At 62.4% G+C, this 14188-nt stretch carries 13 protein-coding genes and 1 riboswitch; of the genes, 11 read left to right on the forward strand and 2 right to left on the reverse strand.

The annotated features are described in order from the left end of the window. Positions 1–360: 360 nt before the first annotated feature. Positions 361–2373 (reverse strand): acetyl-CoA carboxylase biotin carboxylase subunit, encoded by a 2013-nt coding sequence (locus F3H98_RS24650; protein WP_149762992.1) that lies wholly within the window; start codon positions 2371–2373, stop codon positions 361–363. Positions 2374–2575: 202 nt separating this feature from the next. Here F3H98_RS24650 and F3H98_RS24655 point away from each other — a divergent pair, with 202 nt between their 5' ends. The 11 genes from F3H98_RS24655 (at position 2576) to gcvP (ending at position 13550) form a co-directional block, all read left to right on the forward strand. Next, positions 2576–3703: an S-(hydroxymethyl)glutathione dehydrogenase/class III alcohol dehydrogenase gene (locus F3H98_RS24655; RefSeq protein WP_149762993.1), complete on the forward strand. Its 1128-nt coding sequence runs from the start codon at positions 2576–2578 to the stop codon at positions 3701–3703. Positions 3704–3741: 38 nt separating this feature from the next. After that, entirely contained in the window at positions 3742–4518 is a 777-nt protein-coding gene (locus F3H98_RS24660; protein ID WP_149762994.1) for a DUF1353 domain-containing protein, read from the forward strand. A 95-nt stretch (positions 4519–4613) separates the two neighbouring features. Next, positions 4614–5069, forward strand: coding sequence for a YaiI/YqxD family protein (locus tag F3H98_RS24665; protein ID WP_149762995.1), 456 nt, complete (start codon positions 4614–4616; stop codon positions 5067–5069). After that, the gene (locus F3H98_RS24670; protein WP_149762996.1) at positions 5066–5743 is read left to right on the forward strand and encodes a DUF1345 domain-containing protein; all 678 of its coding nucleotides are present in this window, start codon (positions 5066–5068) and stop codon (positions 5741–5743) included. The genes F3H98_RS24665 and F3H98_RS24670 overlap by 4 nt, the downstream gene beginning before the upstream one ends. A gap of 39 nt (positions 5744–5782) precedes the next feature. Next, entirely contained in the window at positions 5783–6616 is an 834-nt protein-coding gene (gene fghA / locus F3H98_RS24675) for an S-formylglutathione hydrolase (protein ID WP_149762997.1), read from the forward strand. 119 nt (positions 6617–6735) lie between these two features. Next, positions 6736–7569 (forward strand): cytochrome b/b6 domain-containing protein, encoded by an 834-nt coding sequence (locus F3H98_RS24680; RefSeq protein WP_149762998.1) that lies wholly within the window; start codon positions 6736–6738, stop codon positions 7567–7569. A gap of 1 nt (position 7570) precedes the next feature. After that, a complete protein-coding gene (locus F3H98_RS24685; protein WP_149762999.1) occupies positions 7571–8362 on the forward strand; it encodes a molybdopterin-binding protein in 792 nt (263 codons plus the stop codon). A gap of 155 nt (positions 8363–8517) precedes the next feature. Next, entirely contained in the window at positions 8518–8901 is a 384-nt protein-coding gene (locus tag F3H98_RS24690) for a helix-turn-helix domain-containing protein (RefSeq protein ID WP_149763000.1), read from the forward strand. 101 nt (positions 8902–9002) lie between these two features. Further along, a riboswitch (glycine riboswitch) is annotated at positions 9003–9089 on the forward strand. A gap of 150 nt (positions 9090–9239) precedes the next feature. Further along, on the forward strand, positions 9240–10340 hold the full coding sequence (gcvT, locus tag F3H98_RS24695) for a glycine cleavage system aminomethyltransferase GcvT (RefSeq protein WP_149763001.1): 1101 nt from the start codon (positions 9240–9242) through the stop codon (positions 10338–10340). Between the two features lie 6 nt (positions 10341–10346). Continuing rightward, entirely contained in the window at positions 10347–10715 is a 369-nt protein-coding gene (gene gcvH, locus F3H98_RS24700; protein WP_149763002.1) for a glycine cleavage system protein GcvH, read from the forward strand. 15 nt (positions 10716–10730) lie between these two features. Further along, positions 10731–13550 carry an aminomethyl-transferring glycine dehydrogenase gene (gene gcvP / locus F3H98_RS24705; RefSeq protein ID WP_149763003.1) on the forward strand — a complete coding sequence of 940 codons (2820 nt, stop codon included), beginning with the start codon at positions 10731–10733 and terminating at the stop codon, positions 13548–13550. 56 nt (positions 13551–13606) lie between these two features. Here the strand turns inward: gcvP and F3H98_RS24710 are convergent, their stop codons facing one another. Next, entirely contained in the window at positions 13607–14077 is a 471-nt protein-coding gene (locus F3H98_RS24710; RefSeq protein ID WP_149763004.1) for a tetratricopeptide repeat protein, read from the reverse strand. Between the last annotated feature and the right edge of the window lie 111 nt (positions 14078–14188).

Below are 14188 nucleotides of genomic sequence, written 5' to 3' on the forward strand. Positions count from 1 at the left end.
TAAGTAATCTGGCGCCTTCCCAGCGCCCCGCCGGCGATTTTCGGCCATCCCATCTCCCAACATCGGACCTTCCGGTATGCACCGGTGGTTTCTACGTGTCAGCGCCAGATCATACCGCGCCTGGTTCCCGTCAACGCGGGAAATCGTAGAGACTCTGGGACAGCCCTTCGTCTCCACGGCCACGTTAGCCGCTTGCCCGAAGCGCCGGTTCCTCCCCGCAAACCACCGTCATGATCGGCGTTCCCGCAGGAGAAACTGCCGACAACTATGCGGCAGCGGTAAAGGGGTGTGGATAAAAGGAAAACAAAGACTGCTGACAGATGCTGACAATGGCAGGCGCCAAGGCCCTCCTGCACTGTCTTACGCAAACTCCATGATCACCGCGTCGACGGCAAGGCTGTCGCCCGGCTTGGCGTTGATCTTTGCCACCGTGAGATCGCGTTCGGCGCGAAGCACGTTCTCCATCTTCATCGCCTCGACGACGGCGAGCGTCTCGCCAGCCTTGACCTCCTGGCCGTCCTTCACTGAAATCGAAACGACCAGTCCGGGCATCGGGCACAGCAGCATCTTCGAGGTGTCCGGCGGCAGTTTCACCGGCATCAGGCGGTCGAGCGCGGCCGTATTCGGCAGCATGGCGCGCGCAGTCACGGCCATGCCCTTCCAGGCAATGCGGATGCCATTCGGCACCGGTCGTATCTGCGCAGAAATCCGGCGGCGTCCGATGCTGCCGTGCCACACGATTTCCCCCGGACGCCACTCCGAGACGACGGTCACGGGAGGTGCGCCGGCAATCGACAGATCGGCCTCCAGCGGAATCGAGATCATGCCCTCGACAATCGAGACCGGAATGTATGCCTCGCCGATCTTGACCTCCCAGTCGCGTTTCAGCGCGCCCGAATGCGGCGCGAGGCGGCCCGACAGGCGGTCGAGGCGGTCACGGCGCAGCAGCTCGACGGTCGTCGCGATGGCCGCAAGCACCGCAGTCTCTTCGGCATCCGGCACGATCGGCGCAAAACCGTCGGGATATTCCTCGGCGATGAAGGCGGTCGATATCCGCCCTTCCCGCCAGCGCGGATGCTGCATCAGCGCCGCCAGGAACGGGATGTTGTGCTCGATGCCGTCGACGACGAAATTGTCGAGCGCATCCGACATGGCGTCGATCGCCTCCAGCCGGGTCGGCGCCCAGGTGCACAGCTTGGCGATCATCGGATCGTAAAACATCGAGATTTCCGAGCCTTCGGTGACGCCGGTGTCGTTGCGGATGACCGCATCGCCGGACCGCCCCTCTTCCGGCGGCCGGTAGCGCGTCAGGCGGCCGATCGACGGCAGGAAGTTGCGATACGGGTCCTCGGCATAGAGCCGGCTCTCGATTGCCCAGCCCGTGAGCTTCACATCCTTCTGGCTGATCGCCAGCTTTTCGCCTGCCGCGACACGGATCATCTGCTCCACCAGATCGACGCCCGTCACCAGTTCGGTAACGGGATGCTCGACCTGCAAACGTGTATTCATTTCAAGGAAATAGAAGTTTTTCTGCGCATCGACGATGAACTCGACGGTGCCCACGCTCTGGTAGTCGACCGCCTTGGCCAGCGCCACCGACTGCTCGCCCATGGCTTTGCGGGTCTTCTCGTCGAGGAATGGCGATGGCGCCTCCTCGGCGACCTTCTGGTTGCGGCGCTGGATCGAGCATTCGCGCTCTCCAAGGTAGATCGCATTGCCGTGCGCGTCGGCCAGCACCTGGATCTCGATGTGGCGGGGATCGACGACGAACTTTTCGATGAAGACGCGGTCGTCGCCGAACGAGTTCTTGGCCTCCGAACGGGCCCGGTCGAAACCGTCGCGGACCTCCGCTTGCGACCAGGCGATGCGCATGCCCTTGCCGCCGCCGCCGGCCGACGCCTTGATCATCACGGGGTAACCGATGTCGCCGGCGATCTTTTCGGCATGGTCGGCGTCCTCGATCACCCCGAGCCAGCCGGGAACAGTGCTCACCTTGGCGGCGTTGGCGAATTTCTTCGATTCGATCTTGTCGCCCATGGCGTTGATCGCCTTGGGCTTCGGACCGATGAACGCGATGCCCTGCTTTTCCAGCGCCTCGCAGAACGAAGCACGCTCCGACAGGAAGCCGTAGCCCGGATGCACGGCCTCCGCGCCGGTCGCCTTGCAGGCCTCGATGATCTTTTCGGCCACGAGATAGCTCTGCGCGGCGGGTGCGGGGCCGATATGCACCGCTTCATCGGCCATCTCGACATGCACGGCGTCACGGTCCGCGTCCGAATAGACCGCGACGGTGGCGATCCCCATGCGCCTGGCCGTCTTGATGACCCGGCAGGCGATCTCGCCGCGGTTGGCTATCAGGATCTTCTTGAACATGGACGCCGCTTCCTCCGCTTGGTCTTCCCCTATTATGGAGTTCCGGCGGCCTGCTCAAGCGGCGCGGCATGCAAAGCCGCTATTCGGATATCGCACCGCGAACTGTTGGTCCATTGGAGGACGGGCCGAGGGTTGATAGGCCTGTCAAAAGCTGAAAACGTGCGGCCGGGCCCGTTGAACTGATTTGCACGAAAGAAAAAGCATGAAAACTCGCGCCGCCGTTGCAGTTGGAGCCGGAAAGCCCCTCGAAATCATGGAGGTCGATCTCGAAGGGCCGCGCGATGGTGAGGTGCTGGTCGAGATCAAGGCGACAGGCATCTGCCACACCGACGAATTCACCCTGTCCGGCGCCGATCCGGAAGGCATTTTCCCCGCGATTCTCGGCCATGAAGGCGCTGGCGTCGTCGTCGATGTCGGCAAGGGCGTCACCAGCCTGAAGAAGGGCGACCACGTCATCCCGCTTTACACGCCGGAATGTCGTTCCTGCCCGTCCTGCCTGTCGCGCAAGACCAACCTCTGCACCGCGATCCGCTCCACCCAGGGCCAGGGCGTGATGCCCGACGGCACCTCGCGCTTCTCGGTCGGCGGCGAAAAGATCTTCCACTACATGGGCTGCTCGACCTTCTCGAACTTCACGGTGCTGCCGGAGATCGCGCTGGCCAAGGTCAATCCCGACGCGCCGTTCGACAAGATCTGCTACATCGGCTGCGGCGTCACCACGGGCATCGGCGCCGTCATCAACACCGCCAAGGTGGAGATGGGCGCGACCGCTATCGTCTTCGGTCTCGGCGGCATCGGCCTCAACGTCATCCAGGGCTTGCGGCTTGCCGGCGCGGACCAGATCATCGGCGTCGACCTCAACAACGACAAGAAGGCGTGGGGCGAGAAATTCGGCATGACGCATTTCGTCAATCCGAAGGAGGTCGAGGGCGATATCGTGCCCTACCTCGTCAACATGACCAAGCGCGGCGCCGACCAGATCGGCGGTGCCGACTACACGTTCGACTGCACAGGCAACACGAAGGTTATGCGCCAAGCCCTTGAATCATCTCACCGCGGCTGGGGCAAGTCGGTCGTGATCGGCGTTGCCGGCGCCGGCCAGGAAATCTCCACGCGTCCGTTCCAGTTGGTCACGGGCCGTACCTGGATGGGCACCGCCTTCGGCGGCGCGCGCGGCCGCACCGACGTGCCGAAAATCGTCGACTGGTACATGGACGGCAAGATCGAGATCGATCCTATGATTACCCACACGCTGAAGCTGGAAGACATCAACAAGGGGTTTGACCTCATGCATGCCGGCGAAAGCATCCGGAGCGTCGTGATTTATTGAGATTGAGTATCGAGTATTGTGGTGAGTGGGAGGCATCCATGCGCTTTGCAATTATGATTCTGCTGGGCTCGACAGTGTCAGGAGCAGTCAATCTGCTTGCAGCCGAAGCGCATGCCGGCTCATTCACAGGCGATTTTGAATTCAGATGGCTGAACGAACCCACCAATCAGCATCGTATCATGCGCTCGCTAGGAGAAAACTCTTTCAAAGATGACGATGGGAAAGTTTGGCTCGTGCCGAAAGGCACGAAAATCGATGGTGCATCGATTCCGCCTGTTCTTTGGACATTCGCAGGATCGCCGTTTACCGGTAACTACCGTCGCGCTTCGGTCGTGCACGATTTCTATTGCGACACCGATACCGAATTCCGGTCCGCGATTCATAAGATGTTCCGTGATGCAATGGCCGCCGATGGCATAAGCGGATGGGAATTGGCCTCAAAGTACGCGGCGGTCAGTGTTTTCGGCTCAGGCTGCGGCAAGCCGGACAACCTCCTTGGCGCTCTATTCAGCGGGACAATAGAGGGGTTCGCGCCGACCGACGAGTTGAAAGCCAATTTGCAGCAGCTTTCTGAAGGCACTGACCTTGGAACAGTTGCTGACCGCACGGAAACAGTAACAGCCATTGCACAGGTGCAGAAGCCGCAGACTTTTATGGCTTTGGCAGAATTCAGGCGGGTGCCGTCCGAGAGCAATTTTCAGGAGCTTCAAAATGCCATTCAAAGCGAACAACCCAGCGACACGGAACTCGATTCGCTCATCCTGTTGACTGGAGCCACTGTACCCGAAGGAAGCGCGCCGTTGCCCATCCCTTGAGATTCGTGATCAGGGTAGCCGACGCCAGTTGCGTCGGACGACTTCATGACGGACGAACTCGATATCTTAATCGAAGACCTTACGAAACCAGCCTGATGGCTACAGAACCCATCATCTACGTCGATGCAGACGCCTGTCCCGTCAAGGACGAGGTTGTAAAGGTGGCCGAGCGGCACGGGCTGGTCGTGACTTTCGTTTCCAACGGAGGCTTGCGGCCCTCTCGCGATCCGATGATCCGCAATGTCGTGGTGTCAAAGGGCGCGGATGCCGCTGACGACTGGATCGTCGAGAATGCCAAGGCCAATGACATCGTGGTCACCGCCGACATTCCACTCGCAGCACGCACGGTGGCCCTTGGCGCCCATGTGCTCGGGCCGACGGGACGGCCGTTCACGCCTGAGACCATCGGCATGGCGGTGGCGATGCGTGACTTGAAGCAGCATTTGCGCGAAACCGGCGAGAGCAAGGGCTATAACGCCGGATTCAGCGCCGCCGACCGGTCGCGGTTTCTCGGCGCGCTGGACCAGATGGTCAGGCGGGCGCTGAAATGAACGAGACAGCGATGAAGACGCCCGTGCACCGCAGGCGGGCTTTCTACACCGGCGCAGCGGCTGGTGTCGGCGCCCTTCTGGTCGGCTTCTGGCTGGCGCCGAGCCTTGCCGTGGTGATCGGCGCCAATACATTCTTCACAGTCTATCTTGTCATGGCGCTCGCCGCCTTTCCCCGGCTTACGCCTGACTATCTGAAGCGCAACGCCGACAATGCCGACGAACCGGTGGGGATCATCTTCACCGTGACATTCGCGGCTGTGGTCGTGGCGGTGATTTCCCTGTTCATCCTGATCAACCAGCAGGACAGCCCCGATCCCCTGTCGCTTGGCTTGACCCTGGCTGCCGTGCCGCTCGGATGGTTCACCATCCACACGATGGCCGCACTGCATTACGCGCATCTCTACTGGCAGCCGGAAACCACGGCCGAAGGAAAATCGACGACGCACCGTGGAAATGCCCGCCAGGGGTTGGAATTTCCGCAAACCAAGAATCCATATGGCTGGGACTTCCTCTATTTTTCCTACACGGTCGGAGCGACCGCGCAGACCTCCGACGTGGAGGTTACGAACACGGCGATGCGCATGGTGTGCATCGTGCATTCCGTCGTTTCGTTCTTCTTCAACACGGTGCTGGTGGCGGCGGCGGTGAACGTCGCCGTGTCGCTGGGTAATTGACCCCGCAGATTGCCTTCAAATCAACGATCAGGCTTCCTCATGAAAACCGTTTCGACCGCAAAATCCCATGGTGGCGTCCAGGGCGTCTACACCCACGCTTCCGAAGTGTGTGCCTGCGACATGACGTTTGCGGTGTTCGTGCCGCCGCAGGCTGCCGAAAGGCCCTGCCCCGTTGTCTGGTATCTCTCAGGCCTCACCTGCACCCACCAGAACGTCATGGACAAGGGCGAATACCGGCGCATGGCCGCTGAACTCGGCCTGATCGTCGTGTGCCCCGATACCAGCCCACGCGGCGACGACATCCCCGACGAGAAGGACAACTGGCAGTTCGGCAAGGGCGCCGGCTTTTATCTCGACGCCACGCAGGCGCCTTACGCCAGGAATTACCGCATGTATTCCTATGTCACCGAAGATCTGCCGGCGCTCATCGCCGGCAATTTCCCCGCTGACATGAGCCGCCAGGCGATCTTCGGCCATTCGATGGGCGGCCACGGCGCGCTGACGATCGCGCTGAAAAGCCCCGGACGGTACAAAAGCTGCTCGGCCTTTGCGCCGATCGTTCAGCCGATGACCGCCGGTTGGTCGAAACCGGCACTGGAGAAATTTCTGGGCCGGGACGCGCTGGCATGGCGCTCATACGACGCGACCGCGCTGATCGAGGACGGCCACCGCTTTCCCGAATTTCTGGTCGACCAGGGCAGCGCCGACGGATTTCTGGAAGACGGGCTGCGGCCGTGGCTCCTGGAAGAAGCCTGCGCAAAGGCCGGCATTGCACTGACGCTGCGCATGCAGGAAGGCTACGACCATTCCTACTTCTTCATCTCGACCTTCATGGACGATCATCTGAAATGGCATTCGGAACGGCTGGGGTAACGCCATCCTCAAGCAAAAGTCACCGAAACGACCAAACTTCACACCTCGTCTCACCGTAGTTTGACTTCAGTTGATGGAGCGCCCCGCCTAGGGTCGCTTACGGCCGAGGGAGGCAAGGCATGCCCACGCCATCGAACCCTGATACACTGGTCTACCGGCAATCCGGCTGGACGAGACTGACGCATTGGATCTGGGCGATCGCTCTGTTCTTCCTGCTGTTGACCGGCTTGCAGATATTCAACGCGCACCCCGCGCTCTACATCGGCAAGCAGTCCGGCTTCGCTTTCGACAACAGCATCCTGCAGATCGGCACCATCCAGGGCGAAAACGGCCCGCGTGGCGTGACCGATATTTTCGGAAAGCGTTTCGACACCACCGGCGTATTGGGGCTGTCGGAGAGCGGCGGCCAGTTGCGCGGGCGCGCCTTTCCCGCCTGGGCGACCATCCCATCCCATCAGGATCTCGGCACCGGCCGCGTCATCCATTTCTTCTTCGCCTGGGTACTGGTCGGCACGCTGCTGGTCTGGCTGATCGCCAGCGCCGTCAACGGGCATTTGCGGCGGGACCTGGCGCCTGGCATCGACGACATCAAGAAGCTGCCGTCCGATATTGCAGCGCACGCCAGGCTGAAATTCCATCATACCCGCGACTACAACACCTTGCAGAAGCTCGCTTATGGCGGCGTGCTGTTCATATTGCTGCCGCTGATGATCCTGACAGGACTGGCGATGTCGCCCGCGGTTGACGCCTGGCTGCCGCTGGTCGACCTGTTCGGTGGCCGGCAGACGGCGCGCACCATCCACTTCATCGTGATGCTGCTTCTGGTCGGCTTCTTCGTCGTGCACATGCTGATGATCCTCGCCGCCGGCCCGTTCAACGAGCTGCGCTCGATCCTGACAGGCTGGTACCGCACCGATCCGCCGCACCGTGGCGAGCCGGAAGGGAGTGCGTGAGATGCAAAAATTCCAGCTCAACCGCCGCAAATTCCTCACCTCAGCCGCGCTCGGCGCGTCAGGCCTTGCCCTTTCCGGCTGCGATGCATTCGACAGCATCAGCAATCCAGACAGTTCGGTGCGCAAATTCCTCGAGGGCGCCAACGACCTTACCTACCGCGTGCAACGATTGCTGATCGGCCGCGATGCGCTGGCGCAGGAATTTTCGGAGAGCGACATCCGCCAGCCGCAGCGGCCGAACGGCGTCACCGCGCCGGACGACGCCACCTACAAGGGGCTTTTGAGCAACGATTTTGCCGACTGGCGGCTGGAAGTGACCGGACTGGTGGAAAAGCCGCTCTCGCTAAGCCGCGAGCAGCTGATGAACATGCCAGCCCGCACCCAGATTACCCGCCATGACTGTGTCGAGGGCTGGAGTTGCATCGCCAAGTGGACGGGAACGCCGCTGTCCTTGGTGCTCGACCAGGCGGTGGTCAAGCCGCAGGCGCGCTACGTGATGTTCCATTGCCTGGATACGATCGACCGCGATCTTTCCGGCGACGTCAAATATTACGGCACTATCGACCTGATCGACGCCCGTCACCCGCAGACGATTCTCGCCTACGGGCTGAACGGCAAGCCGCTGCCGGTTGAAAACGGCGCTCCGCTGAGGGTTCGGGTCGAGCGGCAGCTCGGCTACAAGATGCCGAAATATGTGCACAGAATTGAACTGATCGACAGTTTCGCTGCTATCGGTCGCGGCAAAGGCGGCTATTGGGAAGACAATGGCTACGACTGGTACGCAGGAATCTGAACGTTCGATTCAACCCTGTGGCATGCCACCGCTGCCGCACGAGTCCCGCTCTGCTCGGTTATAAGGGTTGTCCTCAGCCTATATCGGCCTATGTTGATCGGATGCCGCCATTGGCGCGCGCATGAACAATCAACAAACCGCAGGAGGTTGGCCGGGTGTCAGACACCATGAATATCTATGAAGAAACACCGGACATGGATACAATCGGCGGGCGCTTGTCGCGCGCCCGCGACAGCGCAGGGCTCAGCGTCAAGCAGGTCGCCTGGCAGCTCGGCGTGAAAATCGCCACCGTCACCGCCTGGGAAAGCGACCGCGCGCTGCCTGGGTCGCACCGGCTGAACCGGCTGGCCGGAATGCTGGGCGTCAGCATTTCCTGGATCCTGCATGGGGTCGGCACGGCGCCGATCGAACAGGACCGGCAGCAGACAGTCGACAGCGTCGTTTCACAGCTCGAAAGGCTCAAGCTGATGCATCTTGAGACCGGCCAGCTGATCGGAAAGATACAGAAGGACCTGGACCGGGTCGCGGCGCCACACTGAGCCGCCAACGACAAATTGTGCGTATGTCGTCCGCGATGTCGTAGGGAGGTGACAATGTGTCGGCGATGGGCTATGCACTGGCCCGTCGAGGGCTTCGGCCCTACCTGTTTGCGGGAGAGAGTCGCTGACGCGGCCGCCGAAGGGGAAATCGCCCGAAATCTCTCAGGCAAAAGAACCGTAGACGGGACAGACACTCTGGAAAGTCGGGGCTAATCACCCCGCGCCGAAGGTGTAAGCGCCGCTGACAGAGTTCCGGTTGCGCGAGTCTCTCAGGCTTCAGACAGAGGGGCACGGAATGGCCGCCAGTGCGGCCGCTTGCGTGCGTTTCTGGAGAAGTCATGACCGGCGAACCTCTTTTGCACTTACCCCTTGAAGACATGCACGTGGCGGCTGGCGCGCGCTTCGGCGGTTTCGCCGGATGGTCGATGCCGCTGACCTATCCCGCCGGCGTCATGAAGGAACATCTTCACACCCGCGAGCACGCCGGGCTGTTCGATATTTCCCACATGAAGCTGATCTCGGTTTCGGGACCGGGCGCTGCGGACCTTCTGGCGCGCGCCTGCCCGCTCGATCCGGCCAAGCTTGAAATCTCCCAGTCGAAGCTGACGTTCTTCCTGAACGACGAGGCTGGAATACTGGACGACCTCATCGTGACGCGGCTCGGCGAAGACCGCTTCATGGTGGTCGCCAACGCCGGCAACGCCGCGGCCGATATTGTACATCTAACCGCGCTGGCGAAAGATTTTGACGCGGTGGTCGAGCCGCTGGACAGGGTGTTCCTCGCGATCCAGGGACCGCAAGCCGAGCAGGTTCTTGCCGGCACCGGCTTCGACGTTCCACTCCTCACATTCATGCACGGCGTCGAGCCGCGGCCGGGCTGGTTCATGAGCCGCTCGGGCTATACCGGCGAGGACGGTTTCGAGATCGGGCTGCCAGCCGATGATGCGCGCCAGCTTGTCGAAAAGCTGCTTTCCGATCCACGCCTTATGTGGATCGGCCTTGCTGCACGCGACAGTCTGCGCCTCGAGGCAGGTCTTTGCCTGCACGGCAACGACATCACGCCCGACACTGACCCGGCGAGCGCGGCGCTGATGTGGGCGATTCCCAAGGAATTGCGTGCCTCCGGGGATTTCATCGGCGCGGCGGCGCTGCGCACGATCGTCGAGAATGGTCCAACCGAAAAGCGCGTCGGCCTGAAGGCCGAGGGCCGCCAGCCGGTGCGCGGCGGCACCGCCCTCGTCGACGAAGCCGGCAACCCGGCCGGCAGCATCACATCAGGCGGCTTCGGTCCGTCGGTCGGGCACCCGGTCGCCATGGGCTATGTCGTGGCGCCGCTCGCCAAGTCCGGCGCAAAGCTGTTCGCCGACGTGCGCGGCAACCGCATTCCTGTCGAAGTTTACGCTCTTCCCTTCACGCAGCATCGCTACCGCAAAGGATAGTTCTCCATGGCAACGACCTATTTCACCGAAGACCACGAATGGATCCGCGTCGAAAACGGCGTCGCCACGGTGGGCATCACAGATTATGCGCAGGAGCAGCTGGGCGACCTCGTTTTCGTCGAGTTGCCGGAAACCGGCCGCACGCTGAAGAAAGGCGACACCGCGGTCGTGGTCGAATCCGTCAAGGCGGCATCCGACGTGTATGCGCCGGCTGACGGCGAAATCACCGAGGCCAACGCGGCCCTGTCGTCGGACCCCTCGCTGGTCAACTCGGCGCCGACCGCAGACGGCTGGCTGTGGAAGATGAAACTTGCCGACGAAGGCCAGCTGTCCGGCTTGATGGACGAAGCCGGCTACAAAGCGATGATCGGTTAAGCAGGACAGGACAAGATGAGCGACAACAGCCCCGCCTTTGCCGGCCGCCATATCGGCCCCGGAATTACCGACACCCGCGCCATGCTCGCGACACTCGGTGTGCCGTCAGTTGAAACCCTTATCGCCCAGACCGTGCCGCAGGCCATCCGGCTCGACAGGCCCCTTCGCCTGCCAGCGGCGGCTTCCGAAGCGGAGGCGCTGGCCGAGCTTGCCGCGGTTATGGGCCGCAACACCGTACTCAAGAGCTTTATCGGCCAAGGCTATCACGGCACGATCGTGCCGCCGGTGATCCAGCGCAACCTGTTCGAGAACCCGGCCTGGTACACCGCCTACACGCCCTACCAGGCAGAAATCAGCCAAGGCCGGCTGGAAATGCTGTTCAATTTCCAGACGCTTGTCGCCGAACTGACGGGCTTGCCTGTCGCTTCGGCCTCGTTGCTCGACGAGGCGACGGCGGTCGCCGAAGCGATCGGCATCGCCTACCGGCATCACCGTGAAAAGCGCAGCAAGATCGCGATCGCGGGTGCGCCGCATCCACAAACGCTCGACGTTGCGCGCACTCGCGCCGAGCCTCTCGGCATCGAAATCGACGGCGACGTGATCGACGACAACACCGCGGCGCTCATCGTTTCCTGGCCCGATACGCTGGGCGTCTATGGCGATCACGCGGCAGCCATCGCCAAAGCCAAGGCGACCGGCGCGGTGGTGATTTTCATCAGCGACCCGCTGTCGCTCACCCTGACCGATTCGCCGGCGTCGCTCGGCGCCGAGATCGCCGTCGGCTCCATGCAGCGTTTCGGCGTTCCGATGGGTTACGGCGGCCCGCACGCCGCTTATTGCGCGGTGTCGGAAAAGCTCACCCGGCTGATGCCCGGCCGGCTGGTCGGACAGTCGGTCGATGCGCATGGCAGGCCGGGCTACCGGCTGGCGCTGCAGACGCGCGAACAGCACATTCGCCGCGACAAGGCGACGTCGAACATCTGCACCGCACAGGCGCTGCTCGCCAACATGGCGACCGCCTACGCGATCTGGCACGGCCCGCAGGGCCTGCAGGCGATCGCCCGCCGCGTGCACTCGATGGCCGCGCGCTTCGCCTCAGCCGCCTGGGTGGCCGGGCTCGTCGCCAGCGATACGCAGTTCTTCGACACCGTCACGCTGACTTTCCCGGACGCGGCCACGGCCGCCGACCTGGTGCGCCACGCCGAGCACGGCGGCAGGCTGGTGCGCGTCGTCGATGAGTTGCGCATAGGCGTCACCTTCGACGAAACGTCGACGGAGGCAGATCTCGCGGCGCTCGCCGCCCTGTTCTGCAATGTGTCTTCGCTGCCCGAAACCGCGGATGCCATGCCAGGCACGCCACGCGGCAAGAACTTCCTGTCGCAGCCGGTGTTCCACAATGTGCGCTCGGAAACCGAGATGATGCGCTTCCTGCGCCGGCTGGCCGACAAGGATCTGGCGCTCGACCGCGCGATGATTCCGCTCGGCTCGTGCACGATGAAGCTCAACGCCGCCGCGGAAATGATGCCGGTATCCTGGCCAAGCGTCGCCAACCTGCATCCTTTCGCGCCGGCCGGGCACGCGCTCGGCTATCGTGCGATGACCGATGATCTGGAACGCTGGCTGGGCGAAATCACCGGATTCGACGCGGTATCTCTGCAACCCAATGCGGGCAGCCAGGGTGAATATGCCGGCCTCTTGGCGATCCGCCGCTATCACCTGTCGCGCAACGAAGCGCACCGCACCATCTGCCTGATCCCGTCCTCCGCGCATGGCACAAATCCGGCCAGCGCCGCCATGGCGGGCATGCGGGTGGTCGTCGTTGCCTGCGAGGCGGAAGGCGACATCGACATCGACGACCTGAAGGCCAAGGTGGCGGAGCATTCGCAAAACCTTGCCGCAGTCATGATGACCTATCCTTCGACGCATGGCGTGTTCGAAGAAGGTGTGAAGGAGATCTGCGAGATCGTTCATGCGCATGGAGGCCAGGTCTATCTCGACGGCGCCAACCTGAACGCTCTGGTTGGCCTGGCTCGGCTTGGCGACATCGGCGGCGATGTCTGCCACATGAATCTTCACAAGACCTTCTGCATCCCGCACGGCGGCGGCGGACCCGGCATCGGCCCGATCGGTGTGAAGGCGCATCTGGCGCCGCATCTTCCCGGCCATGTCGAGGCAGGCAGCAGCCACGCCGTTGCAGCGGCGCCGTTCGGCAGCGCATCGATCCTGCCGATCACCTGGATGTACATCCGGATGATGGGCGCCACCGGATTGAAGCAGGCAAGCGAAATCGCGATCGTCAGCGCCAACTACATCGCCGAACGGCTGAAGGGCCATTTCCCCATCCTCTTCGGCGGCAGGAACGGGCGCGTCGCGCACGAGTGTATCCTCGATACCCGCGTGCTCAAGGAAACCGCCGGAATTACTGTAGAAGACGTCGCCAAACGTCTGATCGACTATGGTTTTCACGCGCCCACCATGTCGTGGCCGGTAGCCGGGACGCTGATGGTCGAGCCGACCGAATCTGAGCCGAAGGAAGAGGTGGATCGCTTCTGCGAGGCGATGATCGCCATCGCCAGGGAGGCCCAGAAGGTGGCGAAAGGCGAGTGGCCCAAGGATGACAATCCGTTGGTCAACGCGCCCCACACCACCGCCGAAACGCTCGCCGGCGCCTGGAATCATCCGTATTCGCGCATGGAAGCCGCCTATCCCGCGAGCGATCCCGCTCAGGCTGCGAAATACTGGCCGCCGGTGTCACGCATCGACAATGTCGGCGGCGACCGCAAGCTCGTCTGCTCTTGCCCGCCACTGACCGAATATCTCGGCGCGGCTGAGTAAAAACCGCAAAGGCCGGCTCCCCCCGGAACCGGCCTTTTTGGTCTCGCTGCCCCGTCTTATGCTTTGTTTAGCAGCGCGAGATTGGCATCCACCACGGCCGGATCGGTGAGACCTTTCCGTGCCTCCAACAACAACTGGCGGGCGCGCTTCTTGTCGCCGCGCAAGAGCTGTGAATAGCCCATGTTGTTAAGCACTTCGGGCTTGCGGCCGGTGATGTTGAGGAGCTGGTCGTAGGCGCGGTCGGCGAAATCGAAGCGGCCGAGCTGGTCGTATGAGGCCGCGAGCCCCATCCATGCCTCGGCATTGTCGGCCCGCTGTTCCACAGCCTTGCGGAAATGCTTCTCGGCCAGCCCGTAGTTGGCGTCGCGAAACTGCGTCTTGCCGATCGTCAGGTCGCTTGCGCTGACATCCTGCGCCACCGGCAAAATCGCCGTCGTCTTGGTGTTGTCGACCGCACCGGTCGTACAGCCGGATGCCGCGAGCGCCGCACATAGCGCGGCTGTCGCCATTAGAACCTTGTTGCCCATGCCCTGCCCCGTATCGTCCGGTTGTCCGGATCGTTTTTCAAGGCCTACGTTAGCGCAAAGCCTTTAAAGCATCGGTGCCGAAACCGATTCAAAACTCCGATGTCCGGAAAC

The sequence above is a fragment of the Neomesorhizobium albiziae genome, from assembly GCF_900114255.1.
Classification (GTDB): domain Bacteria; phylum Pseudomonadota; class Alphaproteobacteria; order Rhizobiales; family Rhizobiaceae; genus Neomesorhizobium; species Neomesorhizobium albiziae.

What these genes read in the sequence shown, in the direction of transcription:
- F3H98_RS24650 (WP_149762992.1), bottom strand. Translation starts at nt 2,373, where the DNA reads ATGTTCAAGAAGATCCTGATAGCCAACCGCGGCGAGATCGCCTGCCGG.
- F3H98_RS24680 (WP_149762998.1), top strand. Translation starts at nt 6,736, where the DNA reads ATGCCCACGCCATCGAACCCTGATACACTGGTCTACCGGCAATCCGGC.
- F3H98_RS24685 (WP_149762999.1), top strand. Translation starts at nt 7,571, where the DNA reads ATGCAAAAATTCCAGCTCAACCGCCGCAAATTCCTCACCTCAGCCGCG.
- gcvH (WP_149763002.1), top strand. Translation starts at nt 10,347, where the DNA reads ATGGCAACGACCTATTTCACCGAAGACCACGAATGGATCCGCGTCGAA.
- F3H98_RS24660 (WP_149762994.1), top strand. Translation starts at nt 3,742, where the DNA reads ATGCGCTTTGCAATTATGATTCTGCTGGGCTCGACAGTGTCAGGAGCA.
- fghA (WP_149762997.1), top strand. Translation starts at nt 5,783, where the DNA reads ATGAAAACCGTTTCGACCGCAAAATCCCATGGTGGCGTCCAGGGCGTC.
- F3H98_RS24710 (WP_149763004.1), bottom strand. Translation starts at nt 14,077, where the DNA reads ATGGGCAACAAGGTTCTAATGGCGACAGCCGCGCTATGTGCGGCGCTC.
- gcvT (WP_149763001.1), top strand. Translation starts at nt 9,240, where the DNA reads ATGACCGGCGAACCTCTTTTGCACTTACCCCTTGAAGACATGCACGTG.
- F3H98_RS24655 (WP_149762993.1), top strand. Translation starts at nt 2,576, where the DNA reads ATGAAAACTCGCGCCGCCGTTGCAGTTGGAGCCGGAAAGCCCCTCGAA.
- F3H98_RS24670 (WP_149762996.1), top strand. Translation starts at nt 5,066, where the DNA reads ATGAACGAGACAGCGATGAAGACGCCCGTGCACCGCAGGCGGGCTTTC.
- gcvP (WP_149763003.1), top strand. Translation starts at nt 10,731, where the DNA reads ATGAGCGACAACAGCCCCGCCTTTGCCGGCCGCCATATCGGCCCCGGA.
- F3H98_RS24665 (WP_149762995.1), top strand. Translation starts at nt 4,614, where the DNA reads ATGGCTACAGAACCCATCATCTACGTCGATGCAGACGCCTGTCCCGTC.